Here is a 19,226-nt window from a genome sequence, read left to right as displayed (position 1 = left end):
CTTGCTTTCAATTTAATGTGTTAAAGTACTTCAGGAGCAAGAGAAACAATCTTCATGTTTTTGGCACGAAGCTCGCGTGCAACCGGACCAAAGATACGGCTACCTCTCATTTCACCTGATGCCGTAAGAAGAACACATGCATTGTCATCAAAACGGATATAAGATCCATCCGGACGGCGTACCTCTTTTTTGGTACGGACAATGATTGCCTTTGAAACGGCACCTTTCTTAACATCACTTGACGGAATGACACTCTTCACTGACACAACGATTGTATCACCTACAGAGGCATAACGTCTCCTTGTACCACCCAACACGCGAATGCAAAGTACTTCTCTTGCACCACTGTTGTCAGCAACTGATAGTCGTGATTCTTGTTGTATCATTACTTAGCCCTTTCGATAATATTAATTAGTCTCCAGCGCTTAGAGCGGCTTAGAGGACGAGTTTCCATAATACGTACGGTATCGCCTATATTACACTCATTCTTCTCGTCATGTACATGGTACTTCTTCGTCTTATTTACGAACTTACCATATATAGGGTGCTTCTCTTTCCACTTCACTGACACAGTGATAGTCTTATCCATTTTATTGCTGGATACAACACCCACACGTTCTTTTCTAAGATTTCTATCCATTGTACGATCAATCGTTGTTTATGGAGCGTTGAGCCAAAATCGTATTGATTCTGGCAATTGTACGACGCAAATTCTTCAACTCCGAAGGGTTTTCTAGAGATGAAACTGAATGATCTATTCTCTTTTGATCATATTCTGCCATAAGGGCAACAAGACGTTCTTGCAACTCACCTGTAGTCAACTCCTTGATTTCTGCAATCTTCATACTAAATTTCGTTTTTATTTAGTAAAATCATAGTCACGACGGACAACAAATTTTGTTGTAACCGGCAACTTTTGAGCAGCCAAACGAAGAGCTTCTTTGGCAACTTCATAACTAACACCTTCTACTTCGAAGAGCATTCTTCCCGGTGTTACAGGAGCAACGAAGCCTTCGGGTGAACCCTTACCTTTACCCATACGCACCTCAGCAGGTTTCTTTGTGATCGGCTTATCCGGAAAGATACGCACCCACACCTGACCTTGACGTTGCATATATCTGGTTACAGCGATACGCGCAGCTTCTATTTGGCGTCCTGTAATCCACTTACTCTGGAGAGCCTTGATACCGAAAGATCCAAATGCCAACTGATTACCACGTTGAGCATTACCCTTCATACGGCCTTTCTGAGCTCTTCTAAATTTTGTTTTTTTAGGTTGTAACATTTCTGTAAGATACTTCTAATGTTATCGATTATTACCGCCTCTTCTTGAGCGTCTGCGACCACGGCCTCTATCATCGCGACCTCCACGACGATCGGCATTCTTACCCACATTGAATGAAGGTGCAAGGTCACGTTTTTCATAAACCTCACCTTTGCATATCCATACCTTCACTCCTAACAATCCCACTTTTGTGAGCGCTTCTGCTTGAGCGTAATCAATATCAGCACGTAGTGTATGAAGAGGAGTACGTCCTTCTTTAAACATTTCAGATCGAGCCATTTCAGCACCATTGAGACGTCCTGAAACTTGTACCTTGATACCTTCAGCACCCATTCTCATAGATGAAGCGATAGCCATTTTGATTGCGCGGCGGTAGTTAATTTTACCTTCAAGCTGACGTGCAATGTTACTTGCAACGATTTCAGCATCAAGTTCTGGCTTACGAATTTCAAAGATGTTAATTTGAACATCCTTTTTTGTAAGGCTCTTGAGCTCTTCTCTCAACTTATCAACTTCTTGTCCGCCCTTACCAATAATAAGTCCCGGACGAGCAGTACAAATAGTAATTGTAACAAGCTTAAGGGCTCTTTCAATAACGACTCTAGAAACGCTAGCTTTAGCGAGACGAGCGTTTAGATATCTGCGGATTTTGCTATCCTCAAGGAGCGTTTCGCCGTAGTTACGGCCACCGAACCAGTTGGAGTCCCATCCGCGAATAATCCCCAAACGATTGCTTATCGGATTTGTTTTTTGTCCCATCCTGAATTAAATATTGGTTTCATTCTTGTTAACTGAATCCACAAAAAGAGTAACATGGTTAGATCTTTTGCGGATACGATATCCTCTACCTTGTGGAGCAGGACGGAGACGTTTTAGCATCATTCCGCCATCAACCATGATTCGAGAGATATATAGCTCGCCTTCTTCGGCTTTACGCTCATTCTTTGCTTCCCAGTTTGCTATTGCCGAACGTAGAAGCTTCTCTAGTCGAGAAGCAGCCTCTTTCTGAGAAAAACGCAATACTCCGAGTGCACGATCACATTCCATACCTCTAATCATATCTGCTACATAGCGCATCTTACGAGGTGAGGTTGGCACGTTTTTAAGCTGTGCGAAGTATGTTGTTTTTAGGGCTTCCTTTCTAGCTTCGGCTGATTTTCTTTTTCTAGCACCCATTGTTCTAAATAATTTTTTATATCAGTTTCCTGAAGTGTTTAATCTCAACCGAAGAATTACTTCTTCTTATTACCGGCATGACCACGGAATGTACGCGTTGGGGCGAACTCTCCGAGTTTATGTCCTACCATATTTTCGGTTATAAAAACAGGAATAAATTTATTTCCATTATGCACCGCGATAGTATGTCCTACAAAATCAGGAGATATCATCGATGCTCTTGCCCAAGTTTTAACCACTGCCTTCTTACCGCTCTCATTCATATCGAGAACTTTCTTTTCGAGCTTTAGGTTAATGTACGGGCCTTTCTTTAGTGAACGACTCATAATTCGTGTGATTTAAACTTTACTTCTTTCTTCTTTCGATGATATACTTAGAAGACTGCTTCTTAGGAGCTCTTGTCTTCAGACCCTTAGAATATAGACCCTTGCGTGAACGTGGGTGTCCTCCGGACGCTCTACCTTCACCACCACCCATTGGGTGATCTACCGGGTTCATAGCAACACCTCTCACTCTAGGCTTACGGCCGAGCCATCTCGTACGACCTGCCTTACCAGATCTTTCGAGTGCGTGGTCAGAATTACCAACGCTGCCGATTGTAGCCTTACAAGCTCCAAGTATTCTTCTAGTTTCACCTGACGGCATACGTACAACGACGTATTTAGCCTCACGAGAAGTCAATTGAGCAAACACACCTGCTGAGCGTACCATTTTGCCACCTTGTCCCGGACGAAGTTCAATGTTATGAACAATTGTACCTACTGGTATTTTAGCCAAGGGAAGAGCATTACCTACTTCAGGTGCTGCATTTTCGCCTGACATAACTGTCATACCTACTTCAAGTCCATCAGGAGCTACGATGTAAGCCTTTTCTCCATCTACATAATATAGAAGAGCGATTCGCGCAGATCTATTTGGATCATACTCGATAGCTTTAACAGTAGCAGGGATACCGTCTTTTGTTCTTTTAAAGTCAATAAAACGATAACGTTTCTTGTGTCCTCCACCGATATGACGCATGGTCATTTTACCGGTATTGTTACGGCCACCAGTTTTGTTGTGTCCTCTAACAAGGGACTTTTCTGGAGTTGTCTTCGTGACTTTGTCGAATGCTCCAATAATCTTATGTCTTTGCCCCGGTGTAGTGGGCTTTAATTTACGTATTCCCATTGCGTTTGTTAGATATTACCGAAAAAGTCGATGATTTGATCTTCTTTCAAAGTCACAACTGCTTTTTTGAAAGCCGGCTTGCTACCCTTGATCAGACCACCACGAGTATAACGGCTGGATCTCTTGCCATCATATCTCATAGTATTTACACTAACGACCTTAACATTATACATTTTCTCAATTGCATTAGCAATTTCAATCTTATTAGCTGTAAGAGAGACACGGAATGCATATCTATTAGGCATTTTGTCCGTGATATCTGTCATTTTTTCGCTTATAATTGGCTTTACAATGATACCCATTTTCTATTCTCCTTTAGCCTTTAAATTGTTGATTGATAAGTTCAACTGATTGCTCAGTAAGAACCAACTTAGCATTGTTAAGAACCGCATAAGTACTCAATTGAGCAGCACGCATAAGGCTTACGTTTGGTATATTGCGAGCAGAGAGATATGTATTTTCGCTAACGTCATCCATTACGATAAGTGACTTAACATTATCCAACTTCAACGCTGCAAGAATATTCTTGAAATCTTTTGTTTTTGGCTGAGCCATATCAAAATTTTCAAGTACGATAATCTCGTTCTTATTAGCCTTATAAGTAAGAGCTGACTTACGAGCTAGGCTCTTAAGCTTTTTGTTTAGTTTGAAACCGTAGTTTCTTGGTCTCGGACCGAACACTCGAGCACCACCAACAAGTACAGGTGAATTGATATCACCACGGCGTGCTCCTCCACCACCTTTTTGGCGGATTAGCTTACGAGTACTACCTGATAGTTCAGAACGTTCCTTAGTCTTGTGGGTACCTTGACGCTGGTTTGCCAAAAACTGCTTTACATCAAGATAGATAGCATGATCATTTGGTTGAACTGCGAAAACAGAGTCCTCGAGTTGTACTTTACGTCCGGTATCCTCACCCTTGATATTAAATACACTTAATTCCATTACTTTTCAATTTTGAGGATTGCACCTTTAGCGCCTGGCACACTTCCTTTAAGAAGAAGTAAGTTATGCTCCGGCATGATTTTGATCACTTCTAGGTTTTGGACAGTAACTCTTCTGTTTCCTGTCTGACCTGCCATTCTCATACCCTTAAAGACTTTGGCTGGATAAGAACAAGCTCCGATTGCACCTGGTGCACGAAGTCTGTTGTGCTGGCCGTGAGTTGTCTGACCAACACCACCAAAACCATGTCTTTTTACAACACCCTGGAAACCTTTACCTTTTGAGATACCAGCAACATCAACGTACTGTGTACCTTCAAACAGCTCCACTCTCAGCTCATCACCAAGATTCGGCATTTCCTTAAAATCCTTGAACTCGGCCAAGTGTCTCTTGGGGGTAGTATTGACCTTTTTGAAAAGTCCGGCCATTGGCTTGTTGGTATGCTTTTCTTTCTTTTCTTCGAAAGCTACCTGCACAGCTTTGTAACCATCATTTTCCAGGGTCTTTACTTGGGTCACCACACAAGGACCTACTTCGATAACAGTGCATGGAAGATTTTTTCCATCGGCACTGAACACGGATGTCATTCCGATTTTCTTTCCTAATAAACCTGGCATTTCTTTAATTGGTTTAGGTTTTAATTATCACACTTTGATTTCTACTTCTACACCACTTGGAAGCTCGAGCTTCATTAGTGCATCCACAGTTTTGGCTGTAGAGTTGTAGATATCAATCAATCTCTTGTAAGAAGAGAGCTCAAACTGTTCGCGAGATTTTTTGTTCACGAAAGTAGAGCGATTTACTGTGAAAATTCTTCTATGAGTTGGAAGAGGTATTGGACCACTTACCACCGCACCAGAAGTCTTCACTGTCTTTACGATCTTTTCTGCAGACTTGTCTACAAGCATATGATCATAAGACTGTAGTTTAATTCTAATCTTTTGGCTCATTATAAGATATGTATTGTATTTACTTAATCAAATCGACACGGCCATTCACTTCGGCAAGCACTTCACGTGCAATATTTGCAGAAACCGGTTCGTAGTGAGAGAATGACATTGTTGAAGTAGCACGACCTGAAGTGATTGTACGCAACGCTGTTACATAACCAAACATTTCAGCCAAAGGCACCTTAGCTTTGACGATACGTGCACCGGTACGGCTTGATTCCATACCTTCAACATTACCACGGCGCTTATTCAAGTCACCAATAACGTCACCCATACTTTCTTCCGGAGTTACCACTTCAAGCTTCATGATAGGTTCAAGAAGTTGTGGTCCTGCTTGCGCTGCAGCATTCTTAAATGCTTGGATAGCACAAATCTCGAATGAAAGCTGGTCAGAGTCAACCGGGTGGAATGAACCATCCACGAGGGTAACCTTCATTTGATCAAGTGGATATCCTGCAAGGACACCATTTTGCATTGCTTTCTCGAAACCTTTTTGTACAGATGGGATAAATTCCTTTGGAACATTACCACCTTTTACTTCGTCCACGAATTGCAATGTACCTTCGAATCCTTCATCAGCAGGTTCAAGTCTTACGATAATATCGGCAAACTTACCACGTCCACCTGTCTGCTTTTTATAAGTTTCTCTAAGTTGAACAGACTTAGAAATAGCTTCTTTATAAGAAACTTGAGGACGACCTTGGTTACATTCAACCTTAAATTCGCGTCTAAGACGGTCAACAATAATTTCAAGGTGAAGTTCACCCATACCGCTAATTACAGTTTGTCCTGTCTCCTCATTTGTTTCTACACGGAAAGTTGGATCTTCCTCGGCAAGTTTAGCAAGACCTACTCCAAGTTTATCCAAGTCTTTCTGAGTCTTAGGCTCAACAGCTACACCGATCACAGGATCCGGGAAGTCTATAGATTCAAGAGAGATAGGAGCATCTTCTGCACAAAGAGTATCACCTGTACGGATATCCTTGAAACCTACACCGGCACCAATATCTCCACACTCGATTACATCCTTAGGATTCTGCTTGTTTGAGTGCATCTGGAAAAGACGAGAGATACGTTCTTTCTTTCCACTTCTTGCATTGTAAACATATGATCCTGCCGGCAACTCACCGGAATAAACACGGAAGAAGCACAAACGACCTACATACGGGTCAGTAGCAATCTTAAATGCAAGAGCTGTCAATGGCTCTTCAGGAACTGTTTTACGAACAATAACCTTATCCGGATCATTGATATCATGACCTTCGATAGTAGGAGTATCCTGAGGGCTTGGAAGGTAGGCACAAATTGCATCAAGCAAAGTTTGCACACCCTTGTTCTTAAATGAAGAACCGCAGAGCATCGGATTGATCTGCATATTAAGAGTTCCCTTACGAATAGCCGCCTTAATTTCATCAACTGAAATTGAATCAGGATTATCGAAATACTTCTCCATCAAAACATCGTCACATTCAGCAAGCGTTTCGAGCATCTTATCTCTCCATGTCTTTGCTTCATCTACGAGTTCTGCAGGTATTTCGTCTACTTCGTATTCAGCACCCATAGTTTCGTCATGCCACAAGATAGCCTTCATATTGATAAGGTCTACGACCCCTTTGAAGCTTTCTTCAGCACCGATAGGAATTTGAAGTGGACAAGGGTGAGCCCCAAGAACTTCGCGAATCTGACGCTCTACTTCAAAGAAGTTTGCACCAGAACGGTCCATCTTATTTACATAAGCAATTCTTGGCACCTTGTATTTATCAGCCTGACGCCATACAGTTTCTGACTGAGGCTCTACTCCACCTACAGCACAGAAAGCAGCTACAGCACCGTCCAAGATACGCAATGAACGCTCTACCTCTACAGTAAAGTCAACGTGTCCCGGAGTGTCAATCAAGTTGATTTTGAATTTATGTCCAGCGTAATTCCAGAATGTAGTAGTAGCTGCAGAAGTAATAGTAATACCTCTTTCTTGCTCCTGCGCCATCCAGTCCATTGTAGCTGCACCATCGTGTACCTCACCAATTTTATGAGTCAACCCGGTGTAGAAAAGGATACGCTCACTGGTTGTTGTCTTACCGGCATCAATGTGTGCCATGATACCGATATTTCTTGTCAAATTTAATTGTGATTTTCCACTCATTGTCCTACCCCTTAAAATCTAAAGTGTGCAAATGCACGGTTAGCTTCTGCCATACGATGAATATCCTCTTTACGCTTAAAGGCACCACCTTGACTGTTAAATGCATCCATAATTTCAGATGCCAACTTATCAGCCATGGTCTTGCCACCACGTTTACGAGCATAAAGTATAAGATTCTTCATAGAGATTGACTCCTTACGGTCTGATCTAACCTCTGTAGGGACTTGGAAGGTAGCACCACCTATACGGCGGGACTTAACCTCCACTTGTGGAGTTACATTATCGAGAGCTGCTCTCCAGATTTCGAGAGGAGACTTCTCTTCATTTGCCATTTTACCTTTTACAATGTCCAAAGCAGTGTAAAAGATTCTAAAGGCGATGTTTTTTTTGCCGTCATACATCAGGTGATTAACGAACTTAGTCACCTTAACGTCACCGAACACTGGATCAGGAAGTATCTGACGCCTTTTTGGTTTAGCTTTTCTCATTGTTACTTAAAAAATCGTTTCTGTCGATTGGGTTGCCTTGTTTACGTCTTCAACGTCCCCGCCGGGACATTTACTCAACCGCTTAAATAGCCTTCCAATTGAACACAAAACTGGTTCGTTACTTTCGCTTGGCTAAAAAGCCTATGCGGTATTATTATCAGAAGTTTTCACTTACAAAGAAGCCGGCCGACCTATTGGTACCTCTCAGCCGTTCTGAAAGCTGTCAGTTAATCACTTCGCAGCTTTTGGTTTTTTTGCTCCGTACTTAGAACGTCTTTGCGTACGACCATTTACACCTGCTGTATCTAATGTACCACGAACGATGTGATAACGCACACCAGGCAAGTCTTTCACACGACCACCTCTAACCAATACGATGCTGTGCTCTTGAAGATTATGACCTTCACCCGGGATATAAGCATTGACTTCCTTACCGTTAGTCAAACGCACACGGGCTACCTTACGCATAGCAGAGTTCGGTTTTTTCGGCGTAGTCGTATAAACACGAACGCAAACACCGCGACGTTGTGGACAAGCATCAAGAGCCGGGCTCTTACCCTTTTCCTCAAACGTTGTACGGCCTTTTCTAACCAATTGTTGAATTGTAGGCATTTTTACTTAACTCTTATTTCAATTAACTATATAACAAATTCTTATATAAGCAATTACAGCATTCTTTCAAGCTTCACAGACTTAATAACACTGCAATCAACCGTGCAAAGGTAAGAACTTTTTCTTAACAGCCAAACTAAATGATTGATTTTCTGTCTAAAACTCCGTCGTTCTCAATGAATTATTTTCATCCCTTTCCTATTCAATAGGGGATAAAAATCGAATCATTTTCCGCCTATAAAGTTTATCTGAAGATTTTAAGGTAAATAAGAAAGGCCATGTCTAAGCAGACACAGCCCTTCCTTCGTATTTCTATTTTTGCAATACTTATTCTATTGCTTCAATACTGAAAACAGAATTGTGAACTCTATTTTCCAAACAATTTAAAATCACCGTCTTCTAAGTCTGCTTGCCATCTTCGCCATTTTTGCAGCTTTACCACCTTGCAGTTGCTTCATCACTTTTCGTATTTGGTCAAACTGAGTAATTAAGCGATTGACCTCTTGAATAGATGTTCCGCTACCCATTGCGAGTCTCTTTCTTCTTCTTCCATCCAAGAGCGAGGGGTGTTTCCGTTCTTCAGGTGTCATAGAATAGATGATAGCCTCAATTCCTTTGAAAGCATCGTCACTGATATCCATATCCTTCACCATTTTACCCACCCCGGGAATCATACTAACAAGATCTTTGAGGTTACCCATCCTCTTCACTTGCTGTATTTGAGAAAGGAAGTCATTAAAATCAAATTGATTTTTCGCAATCTTAGCTTCCAGTTTTTTCGCTTCCTCCTCATCATATTGTTGTTGGGCTCTCTCTACAAGAGAAATAATATCACCCATACCAAGGATTCGATCAGCCATACGATCCGGATGGAAAAGGTCCAAAGCATCAACCTTCTCACCGGTTCCTACAAACTTGATGGGCTTATCAACAACTTTACGAATTGACAATGCTGCACCTCCGCGGGTATCACCATCCAACTTAGTCAAAACGACTCCGTCAAAATCAAGCCTTTCATTAAATTCCTTAGCTGTATTGACTGCGTCTTGTCCCGTCATGGAGTCAACGACGAAAAGAGTTTCGGTAGGATTTATAGCCTTTTTGATCGCTGCAATCTCCGTCATCATCTCTTCATCTATGGCGAGACGACCGGCTGTATCGACTATTACTACATCACAGCCTTGATTCTTTGCTTCATTTATAGCATGCTTAGCAATAGAAACGGGATCCTTACTTCCCTCTTCACTGTAAACAGGTACTCCGAGCTGATTGGCCAAGACTTTGAGCTGCTCAATAGCTGCCGGTCTATAAACGTCACAAGCCACCATCATGGGCTTTTTGCCATTCTTAGACTTAAGAAGATTTGCAAGTTTTGCCGAGAAAGTTGTTTTACCGGAACCTTGAAGACCAGACATTAAGATTACAGCAGGATTACCATCAATCTTAAATTCTGCAGCTGTCCCTCCCATTAGTTCGGCTAATTCGTCTCTTACAATCTTAACCATCAATTCATTTGGTTTGACTGCAGTAAGGACATTACGACCAATGGCTTTTTTCTTTACGTCATCTGTAAAGCGCTTCGCAACATTATAATTGACGTCGGCATCCAAAAGTGCACGACGAACATCCTTAAGAGTTTCTGCCACATTAAGCTCTGTAATAGAGCCTTGTCCCTTCAATATCTTAAAGGACCTCTCCAGTCTTTCACTAAGATTTTCAAACATATTATGCTAAGTATATTATCAGTTAAACTACACCGGCTGTTAGCTTATCAGCTTATTTGTTCCCTCCAATGGAAAAACAACAGATGGCTTAAAGTCAGCAGCTTCCTCTGCAGTCATCCACGCATAAGCCATGATAATCACAACATCTCCGGGTTGGACCAATCTCGCTGCAGCTCCATTTAAGCAAATCACACCGCTATTCCTCTCTCCGGGAATAACATATGTTTCTAAACGAGCTCCATTGTTATTATCAACAATCTGGACCTTTTCGCCGGGAAGTATATTAGCTGCCTCCATCAATGCTACATCAATGGTAATACTACCAACGTATGACAAGTTGGCTTCCGTAACGACAGCCCTGTGTATTTTAGATTTTAAAATTTCCAAGTACATGTTAGTACAACTAATAGATTCGGTTTGCAAAGGTAAGCATTTGACTATTAATACAAATATGAACAAGAGATTTTAAGGAGTTTGAGTATTAAAGTCTAAAACCTACCCCAAACATAGTGGTCACAACTTTGAAATATCTTGACCGAAAAGAGACAAAAGCCAAAGGAACAATAAAGTTACTGATTATGTTGACGATAAAATGGTTACGTACAATATCCTTCCAAAACACATCTCCCCGACTAATCGTTATAACAAAGTCAAAAGGGGACCAAAGCCATCTCCCTCATTTCATAAGTGTGATAATAATCCTTCTATAAAAAAAGCAACTTTCCAATTCTTCTAAAATCAGGTCAGTTTATCTGTACAAACACAAAAAGAGACTCTCAACCTAACATTGAAAGTCTCTTTTTGTGTACTGCCAGAACTTGATTTTAACAATCAATTGAAGTAAAACTCTCAAGACCATGATTACTCACCGGCCTCGTCATAGTCTCCGGGATCGGAAATCTTAGAATCATCCAAATGTCTTAAAACAGCTTGCACGTTCATAGGAACACCTCTAAACTGCTCATTGTCTGACTTCTTAATTCTTTTCTGAAGTTCTCCTACCCTACCGATACCTAATAATCGGCTCTCATAATACTTCTTACCATTCAATTTTTCCACCACAATACCACGATTGCAACTATGCATCATCGTAATTTGATTTCCATCAACATCTACAACGAGTGCAACGTGACCAACTCGAGAAGATCTTCGATTACTTCCCTTGAAAAAAAGCAAATCGCCAGGTTGTGCATTCTTCACTCTCTGAGATTGTGAGTACATAGCGCGTGAAGAACGTGGCAAATCAATGTCAAAGCACGAAAAAATGTAACTTACAAAACCTGAACAATCAAAGCGACCTCCTGCAGGAGACTTTGACAAATAGGGCCTTCCCAAAAACTTTTTTCCTTCGTCAATAATCTTAGAAACAAGTCCTTTGACGGGCTTCTCTCCTACGAATGTGCGGGATCTTGAATAAGAAGAAGCCATCTTCTCGCCGCTGCGATAGATGTTAGCATGTTTGGGAACACCAAACATCACTGTCGCTGAGCCGCAAACCGAGATTAGCAGCAGGGCGATCTTTCTTGATCTCATTCGATTTACACTTGTATTATTAATTAAACATACAATAAACGAATAAGCAATTCATTTATTGCACTAATCTCCGCAAATATAGAATTTTTATTTTAAAACGCAGGGACTATATGCAAATTGCAGACAAAATGTATCAGTAAGATATACTATTGTAAAACATTTCTCATAAGGTTATGATTAATATTTTTCACTTCATTTTGAATCATTTGAGATCAAAACGATATCCTAAAAAGAGTACAATAGTCTTTCTCCAAACTGAATAATTAATATGAAGAAAAACTTTTGTAATTATATAACAAGATCTAACTATTCACCCTTTGAAATAACAACAACTATTCACTACATTTGTACAGCATAAGCAGTTGGATCATTGCACTTTTCGTTGTTTTGGCCCCATGTATGCATATGTTTAAGCATTTCTATTGACCAATAGAATACTCAGACTAAGAGGCTGTTTTGAATTTACAGAAAAGATGATATAGTAGCTTAGGATTCAAGCTCCTTGTTTTATTTGAAGCCATTTCCGGACATTAGTTAAGCAAAACAAATTACAAATATCCCGTTATTCGCTTCAACATACAGCTTACAACAACTAAATTCTCTTTCATACAATGTTGAAATCCATTCACTACAGTTTCTATGACATTAATAACGATAATAAAATCTACACTTAGACATTATCATCTTGTTTGTGATGAAACATTCAGTCTGCAATTTATACTCAAAATATCTGATTCTACTATTTCTTCTGGTATCCCTATTTTACTCTTGTCGAAAAGGAGGATGCGGTACGAATTGGAAGGATCAGCCGCTAAGGGATTCTCTGATAAAGAACTTGGATAAAGTGTCTACCAAGGATTTGGAGCTCTTTTTTAAGAAAGGGAAAAGCCCTGATCCTCACTATGATGCCATTTATTCATATGAGCTCGGAAAGCGTTACTGCGACAGCAACAGAATATCCGACGCCATAAGTTGGCATGAAAAATCTATTGCCGAATCAAAAATTACCAACGATACCATACTAATAATAAATGCTCTAAACGAACTTTCATACGACTATCTCAGAGCAGAATTCAGCAAAGCAGCCAAAGAATATGCAGATAAAGCGATTGGCTTGAGCAATACTATTCTCAAAAACAATCCCAAAAACAAACACGCCATTGGAGCAAGCATCTACTCATTGCGCAGACTTGGACATGCATATATGGAAATGGGACAATATAACAAAGCAAGAAAACAATTCCATATAGCATTGACCCATAGCAGATTGATGAACGATATTGTCGAAGCATCAAGATATGAAGCTGTTATAGGAGAAACATACGAGAAAGAGAATCTGCTTGATTCTGCCGGATACTACTTCAATCTTGCTCTTATGCATTATATGTTTGAGAACCATCCATTAGGTGTAAGCTTTTGTTATTTACACCTTGGTAATGTCTTCAAAGAAAAAGGAGACATACAACAAGCAATCGAACTGTATGAAGCCGGTTTTAATGCTATACAAGGAGTGGATGGTAAGTTTGAACAGTTTGCTGCACTTAAAAATTTGATTATTAGCTTAAACAGTATCAACAAATATGAGCAAGCATATAAAAAGTGTGCCTGGAAGGCTTGGCATTGGCCAAAAAGTATGATTTTACAGAGGATCGAATATTTATGTTGAGACATCTGCGGGACTACTATGTGAGAAAAGGAGATTTGCGCAATGCTATTAAAGTGGATACGGAAGCAGACAAACTCGATGAGATCCTGAAAAAAGAAAAAAAGACAGAAACTTTGAACCAGGTCGAACTTAACTACATCCAAAATAAGAACAAGGAAGAGATTCAGAAAATCACTAAAGAGAAAGATCGAGAAGTCAACCAACGTGACGTTATCAATATCCTTCTTATCCTTCTTGTCATAATCATTGTTGTCACATCCATTGTTACATATTACTTGCTAAAACTTAAGTATAAGCACAGCAAGCAGATTAGAGAATTGATGCAATCTAAAGCTAATCTCTACGGAAATTTGGTAAAAGACTTTAGAAGCCCTTTGACAATAATTATGGGGTACAGTGAATATATCAAGCACAAAAGCAAAGATATTGATCCGGACGAACTTATTAGAATGCTTGAAATAGTTGAGAATAAGACCCTTGAACTGATCAATTTGGCAAACCAAATGCTTACTGTGGACAAAGTCAAAGGTGATAGTCACTGCAATCAATGGATAGAAGGAAACATTTCTCTTTTTGTACAGATGATAACAGAAAACTTCTCGGATCTTGCAGAAGATGAAAATAATAAACTCTCATTTAACACCATTGACTGGGACATGGAGGTAAGCTTCGTACCCTACCTCTTAGATCAGATTCTGAACCACCTATTTATATATGCCATAGCAAGAAGCGACAAAGATGCAACCATAGACATTAGCATCAATAAGGAGCCCAAAGAGAGATATTCGATAGCAATAAGCACCAAAAGCTCCGAAATGAATGCCGAAAAACTGCTTACAACCTTTGAAGCGAAAGGAATATCTTCTGACTCTAAAGAAACAGACATGGGCTTTAGAATAGACCTTTCTTATGTAAGACAATTGATTAACATTATCAATGGGAAAATTGAGATTGTCCAAAACGGCAATATTACCACCTTCAAAATTATCCTTCCACGCAAATACAGCAGTAATCCTATTGAAACAAAGGTTAAAGGTTTGAATAAAACGGACATTGCAAATGCTGCCATGAAGGTTGTCAATACTATTATTGAGTCCAACAAGAAGAAAAGCGATATAATAGAGGAGCAAGAGATTGACGAGCATCAAATAGATCTGGATGAAGAGGACACTCGAGATCTAATACTCGTTGTTGAAGATAACAAAGAGATAGCAAAATATATTAGAAGGATTCTAAGTGATCAGTACCAAGTTATTATTGCCCACTCCGGAGAAGAAGCCATTGAAAAGACAAATGAATACTACCCGGATCTTATAGTACTCAATCGTGTGCTAAAAGGTATGAGTGGAACAGAAACTTGCAAGATAATCAAGGGAGACAAAAAGACAAGCTACATACCCGTAATTATGCTAACATCGACAGGAAAGTTTGATGAACAAAATCAAAGTTTAAGAGGTGGAGCAGATGCTTATCTAATGAAACCATTCCTTGAAGAGGATCTTATCAACAGTATAGGGAACATTCTCAAGCTATGTCACGGTCTAAGAAACAGTATAGAAAAGTCATATACACTAAAAACAAAAGAAAATGTAATTGCTGCCGGAGAAAAGGAATTTGGTAATAATAAGGACTCAGAAGAAGAACCTAATAAAGAGGATTTAACCAATCAAATTGAAGAAGAAAAAAATACTTTTGAAGAGTCAGAAAAAATTACCAACCCGGACAAATTAGAAGGATATGACAAGGAATTTTTTGAAAATCTATCCAAATGCATCTCGGACAATATATCTGATCCGGACTTTGACCGAAACGAGATGGCATCAGCTCTCAATATTAGCTTGTCTCAACTTAGTAGAAAAGTAAAATCTTTGACCGGACAATCACCTTCAGCATACATTAGAAAAATTAGGATCTCTTGTGCTGAAGAACTACTAAGAGGAACTACAAAAACAATTACGGATGTAGCGTATGAACTTGGATTTAGAGATTACCAATCTTTCTTGAGAGCATTCAAATCCGAGATGGGATATCTTCCAAGCCAATCGCAAAAACAGGGACATGACAATCAAATAGATATACAATAGAGAGGAATGTATCTGTGTAATATCTTGGCTCACTCAAAACAATCGACATGCCGGCATCCTTTTAGTCGAAAGTCAAAGAGATGAGCTTTTCCTTAAGGCTTGGACAATATAGTTTTTCTTCCATATATGGTCACAGAGTTTAGGGTTGTTTTACCTCAAGGATAAGAGAGATTGCTAAGCAGAGGAATATCACCCTATCTTCCGGTGTATCTACATGGTTCAAGTACGGGAATACCCCTTTGGGACAGTCCATAAAGCAAGCGACACCTGAAAATCAAGTGCCGCTTGCTTTGTATTTGAATGGCAAAAAGCCATAAATCTTTTTATTTCTTACATATCACTTTTAATAGACACTTTTGAAATTTGTCCTGCTACAACAAATCAATCCAGTAAGAAACAGACTTCAAAGCTTGATCCTTTCTTCAGGATCTTTGATGATGTCATTGTCGAGATCAATCTTCTTGCTTTCATTCTTCCTCATACTCCATCTTAGCTGTATCCAGGGAGTGAATGTCTTTTCAGTCGTAAAGGAAACGCTCCTATACCGCCCCGTCGCAATCATGGTCTCTTTCTTCACGTTGCCGAAAATGTTGTCGCAACCCAAAGAGAGTACGAGGTCCGGTGTGAAGCTGTATGTCAGGACCAGCGTACTTGAAGGCCTGTCGTTCTTCGTTCTGGAATATTCCGTATACTCGTAATTCTGATAGGTCAAAGAAATCCTCGCATTAAACTTTCCCCAATCCTTGCTCAAGAACATCATTCCATTGAAGTATTTCTTTGCACCCGACTCAGTATAATAGCTGACGTTGTGAGACGTATTCAAAATGAAGAAATACCCTTTCTTCCTCCACAAGACCTGCAGCTGCAAAGCCAGGGCGCGGAAACGGCCCTCGTTCCTGTAAGTTGTAAGCAGCACCCCGTTGTCCTGAGCTATGCTGACCGGCTTGACGATGTCGCTGGAAATGCTGTACGATACGCCGGGTTCGAGATATAATCCGCTCTTCATATAGCCGGCATTCCACGTGAAAGCGTGCGTTTGGGAAGGTAAAAGGTGCGGATTTCCGTGTCTCACCAGCAAGGTGTCGGCAGACGTATTGTAAGGATTAAGCATTTCCACAGACGGAGCCGAATTCCTATAGCTGTAATTGATACTCGTCCTCAGTTCTTCCAAGATATTATAGTATAACCCCAGCGACACCCTGGGTTTGAAATAGCTGTGCCTGATCGTATCCGACCTCATGGATACATACTCCATCCCCGCCGTTGTGTTATAGGTCAGCTTGCGCCCAATGCGGCCGCTATATCCTGCATAGAAATATTCATTGAGGCGGTGATGCCTGTAGAGATAGCTGCTAATCCCCGTATTATCAATCTTGTCGTACAAGTATTCGGTCTCGTCTCCCAATTCGAGGCTGCCTCCGTTCTCGAAGTCTTGAGAATAGTTCAGAGTACCTTTTACCGACTTCATGTCATTGATATATTTTTGAATATTGAGTCCGTCATTGCCGCCGATCTCTTCCGAAAGTTTGTTAGTATTGTCTGCCCTGTTGTCTGAATATACAGCATAAGCCTCTAATTCCTGATCTTCTGAAAAGAGGTGCTTGAAATAGGCCGTGGCAGAAAAGATGTCTGATTTGTAGTCGGTTCGGGCCGTTCTCACCATGTCCTTACCTTCCTGACTACCGAAAGACTTATTGTCATCCTTTGCCTTGTCAAAGTCGCCCTGCACATAGGCGGCCAGATAGTCCTTTTCTGTAATCCTCCACTTGCTCATAAAAGAAAAGTAGAAATCCTTGTCCTTTCCAGTGCTCTCCCCCGAATAATTCCTACTTAATCCTGAAGAAGAAAGATCGTAACCATGAGACGTCTTCGTCTTAGAAAAGTCTCCACTCGCACTCCCATATACGGAGAAGCGACTATTGCCGATCTCAAATTTGGGCCCAAAGTAATAATCCTGACGAGGATAGTATGCTTGGCCTTGCAGCTGTGCATAAGTATAGAGATCCATAGACTTCTTAAGCTTGATGTTCATCACCTTCTTGATGCCTTGTCTCATATACCTGGCTCCCACAACATCGACAATCTCCACAGACTTGATACGCGCCGGATCAATGGGAGAGATGCCCGAATTGACTCTCATGCCGTCAATAAGGATGGCCATAGACTCTCCGTCGACTGAACGCACGGTCTCGTTGACAGGATCACTGAATATAAGTGGGATCTCTTGAAGGGCCTTATAGGGATTCTTGCTCTCCTTAGCCTTTTCCGAAAGATAGAATACATGCCCCTTGGAAGTAGTCTGGATCCTCTTCCCTTCGACGACCACCTTCTCAAGCATGACATTGTCCGTTTCCAAAATGAAGTTCAAGGTAAGGTCCCTATCCACAGTGATGGTTTTGTCCTTTTGCTTATAACCGACAAAGCTTACGACCATATCATAAGTACCCTTCGGTACTTTCGTCAGGGTGTATTCGCCTTTGGAAGAGGAATTGGTCAATGCTGCCATATCACCTTTGTGATAAAGATAAACATAGGCTCCGTTGATGGGAGCACCCTTCTCATCAGTTATCTTTCCTCTTAATGTAAACTGCGCATTAGCACTTAGCGAGATGAGTAGCATAATGCTAAGAAAAACAATAAACTTACTCATATGCATTATGAATTATAAATTACTCGGCAAATAATTTTTATCTAATAACCTTATTTCATTTAGGAATATTAAATATTACAACAAAGATAAATCAGATATTTAACAAAATAGCTATCTTTTATTAAAATAGATCATAAATAAATCCTCATCTATATTACTTCTATGATTTATAATCAAGACACCCTTAAAGAGTTCCCCTAAATTATCTATCGTTGTGCACTTATATTCCCTCACATCATCATTTAGAAGCTGTTTAAATCTAATTGAAAAATTATCTTATATGAGGTATTAATGTATTGAATATCGGTAGATTAGTTGATTTAATATTTACAACTTTATGAGTATCAATAATTAAAGTTATGGAACAATTTTCACCCAACCTAACCAATAAACAATAACAAGTTTAGGTCATATCACATATCAAAGAAAGAAAAGATATTCTCTCAAAAGATCTTCAGTACACTTTTATAACAGTCTTAAACAGACTGACAATAACGTATTTCTGAGAAGCAATGCCGGAATACACTTTTGATTTAACAAGTGATTTGAGACTGTATGTAATACTATTTCTTCATTAAAACGCATCTTATTATATAAAATATGTAAATATCATTGTCTCGATTTATGTCTAAAAAAGGCCATACTTTAAACTTAGAAATGCTATTTTTAAGACAAAAGAGTCGCGGAGAAGAAAATAATTGTGATGGGAATGTGTTAAAATACATAAAGAGGTTTTCTAATTTCTCTTTCAGCGACTTAAAAATAGCTTTCAGGCTGCTTTTTTAGGAGGGTCGCGCGAC

Annotated in this window: 21 protein-coding genes; 2 read left to right on the top strand and 19 right to left on the bottom strand. The window is 40.1% G+C overall.

Translation table 11 applies throughout. The features are described 5' to 3' along the window. Positions 1-20 precede the first annotated feature (20 nt). The 18 genes from rplN to ACFO3G_RS00370 all read right to left on the bottom strand — a co-directional run bounded on the left by rplN (position 21) and on the right by ACFO3G_RS00370 (position 12,026). Positions 21-386: a 50S ribosomal protein L14 gene (rplN, locus tag ACFO3G_RS00455; RefSeq protein ID WP_380076944.1), complete on the bottom strand. Its 366-nt coding sequence runs from the start codon at positions 384-386 to the stop codon at positions 21-23. Continuing rightward, positions 386-640, bottom strand: coding sequence for a 30S ribosomal protein S17 (gene rpsQ / locus ACFO3G_RS00450; protein WP_380076942.1), 255 nt, complete (start codon positions 638-640; stop codon positions 386-388). The genes rplN and rpsQ overlap by 1 nt, the downstream gene beginning before the upstream one ends. Positions 641-647: 7 nt before the next feature. After that, on the bottom strand, positions 648-845 hold the full coding sequence (gene rpmC / locus ACFO3G_RS00445; protein ID WP_380076940.1) for a 50S ribosomal protein L29: 198 nt from the start codon (positions 843-845) through the stop codon (positions 648-650). 14 nt (positions 846-859) lie between these two features. After that, positions 860-1,285 carry a 50S ribosomal protein L16 gene (gene rplP, locus ACFO3G_RS00440; RefSeq protein ID WP_380076938.1) on the bottom strand — a complete coding sequence of 142 codons (426 nt, stop codon included), beginning with the start codon at positions 1,283-1,285 and terminating at the stop codon, positions 860-862. 21 nt (positions 1,286-1,306) lie between these two features. Then, positions 1,307-2,044, bottom strand: coding sequence for a 30S ribosomal protein S3 (gene rpsC, locus ACFO3G_RS00435; protein ID WP_380076936.1), 738 nt, complete (start codon positions 2,042-2,044; stop codon positions 1,307-1,309). A 6-nt stretch (positions 2,045-2,050) separates the two neighbouring features. Then, positions 2,051-2,461 (bottom strand): 50S ribosomal protein L22, encoded by a 411-nt coding sequence (gene rplV, locus ACFO3G_RS00430; RefSeq protein WP_380076934.1) that lies wholly within the window; start codon positions 2,459-2,461, stop codon positions 2,051-2,053. Between the two features lie 56 nt (positions 2,462-2,517). After that, on the bottom strand, positions 2,518-2,787 hold the full coding sequence (rpsS, locus tag ACFO3G_RS00425) for a 30S ribosomal protein S19 (RefSeq protein ID WP_380076932.1): 270 nt from the start codon (positions 2,785-2,787) through the stop codon (positions 2,518-2,520). Positions 2,788-2,806: 19 nt separating this feature from the next. Continuing rightward, a complete protein-coding gene (rplB, locus tag ACFO3G_RS00420) occupies positions 2,807-3,631 on the bottom strand; it encodes a 50S ribosomal protein L2 (protein WP_380076930.1) in 825 nt (274 codons plus the stop codon). A gap of 8 nt (positions 3,632-3,639) precedes the next feature. Then, positions 3,640-3,933: a 50S ribosomal protein L23 gene (gene rplW, locus ACFO3G_RS00415; RefSeq protein WP_380076928.1), complete on the bottom strand. Its 294-nt coding sequence runs from the start codon at positions 3,931-3,933 to the stop codon at positions 3,640-3,642. Between the two features lie 13 nt (positions 3,934-3,946). Continuing rightward, the gene (rplD, locus tag ACFO3G_RS00410; protein WP_380076926.1) at positions 3,947-4,576 is read right to left on the bottom strand and encodes a 50S ribosomal protein L4; all 630 of its coding nucleotides are present in this window, start codon (positions 4,574-4,576) and stop codon (positions 3,947-3,949) included. Then, a complete protein-coding gene (rplC, locus tag ACFO3G_RS00405; protein WP_380076924.1) occupies positions 4,576-5,193 on the bottom strand; it encodes a 50S ribosomal protein L3 in 618 nt (205 codons plus the stop codon). The genes rplD and rplC overlap by 1 nt, the downstream gene beginning before the upstream one ends. A 27-nt stretch (positions 5,194-5,220) precedes the next feature. Next, on the bottom strand, positions 5,221-5,526 hold the full coding sequence (gene rpsJ / locus ACFO3G_RS00400; protein ID WP_380076922.1) for a 30S ribosomal protein S10: 306 nt from the start codon (positions 5,524-5,526) through the stop codon (positions 5,221-5,223). Between the two features lie 19 nt (positions 5,527-5,545). Beyond that, a complete protein-coding gene (gene fusA / locus ACFO3G_RS00395) occupies positions 5,546-7,669 on the bottom strand; it encodes an elongation factor G (RefSeq protein WP_380076920.1) in 2,124 nt (707 codons plus the stop codon). Positions 7,670-7,680: 11 nt separating this feature from the next. Then, the gene (gene rpsG, locus ACFO3G_RS00390) at positions 7,681-8,157 is read right to left on the bottom strand and encodes a 30S ribosomal protein S7 (protein WP_380076918.1); all 477 of its coding nucleotides are present in this window, start codon (positions 8,155-8,157) and stop codon (positions 7,681-7,683) included. Positions 8,158-8,388: 231 nt separating this feature from the next. Then, positions 8,389-8,769 carry a 30S ribosomal protein S12 gene (gene rpsL, locus ACFO3G_RS00385; RefSeq protein ID WP_380076916.1) on the bottom strand — a complete coding sequence of 127 codons (381 nt, stop codon included), beginning with the start codon at positions 8,767-8,769 and terminating at the stop codon, positions 8,389-8,391. A 389-nt stretch (positions 8,770-9,158) separates the two neighbouring features. Continuing rightward, positions 9,159-10,493 carry a signal recognition particle protein gene (gene ffh / locus ACFO3G_RS00380; RefSeq protein ID WP_380076914.1) on the bottom strand — a complete coding sequence of 445 codons (1,335 nt, stop codon included), beginning with the start codon at positions 10,491-10,493 and terminating at the stop codon, positions 9,159-9,161. 39 nt (positions 10,494-10,532) lie between these two features. Further along, entirely contained in the window at positions 10,533-10,886 is a 354-nt protein-coding gene (gene panD, locus ACFO3G_RS00375) for an aspartate 1-decarboxylase (protein ID WP_380076912.1), read from the bottom strand. A 468-nt stretch (positions 10,887-11,354) separates the two neighbouring features. Further along, positions 11,355-12,026 (bottom strand): C40 family peptidase, encoded by a 672-nt coding sequence (locus tag ACFO3G_RS00370; RefSeq protein ID WP_380076910.1) that lies wholly within the window; start codon positions 12,024-12,026, stop codon positions 11,355-11,357. Positions 12,027-12,720: 694 nt separating this feature from the next. On the opposite strand from ACFO3G_RS00370, the gene ACFO3G_RS00365 reads away from it, so the two are divergent. Both ACFO3G_RS00365 and ACFO3G_RS00360 read left to right on the top strand, forming a co-directional pair. Further along, the gene (locus ACFO3G_RS00365) at positions 12,721-13,692 is read left to right on the top strand and encodes a tetratricopeptide repeat protein (protein WP_380076908.1); all 972 of its coding nucleotides are present in this window, start codon (positions 12,721-12,723) and stop codon (positions 13,690-13,692) included. After that, positions 13,626-15,776 (top strand): hybrid sensor histidine kinase/response regulator transcription factor, encoded by a 2,151-nt coding sequence (locus ACFO3G_RS00360; protein ID WP_380076906.1) that lies wholly within the window; start codon positions 13,626-13,628, stop codon positions 15,774-15,776. Before ACFO3G_RS00365 ends, ACFO3G_RS00360 begins: the two co-directional genes overlap by 67 nt. Before the next feature lie 403 nt (positions 15,777-16,179). On the opposite strand, the gene ACFO3G_RS00355 is transcribed toward ACFO3G_RS00360, so the two are convergent. After that, the gene (locus ACFO3G_RS00355; RefSeq protein ID WP_380076904.1) at positions 16,180-18,426 is read right to left on the bottom strand and encodes a TonB-dependent receptor; all 2,247 of its coding nucleotides are present in this window, start codon (positions 18,424-18,426) and stop codon (positions 16,180-16,182) included. Positions 18,427-19,226: the final 800 nt, after the last annotated feature.

The sequence above is a fragment of the Falsiporphyromonas endometrii genome (assembly GCF_042654485.1).
Taxonomy (GTDB): domain Bacteria; phylum Bacteroidota; class Bacteroidia; order Bacteroidales; family Porphyromonadaceae; genus Porphyromonas; species Porphyromonas endometrii.
Note: the sequence above shows the minus strand (reverse complement) of the source record. Positions and strands in the feature narration are given on the sequence as shown.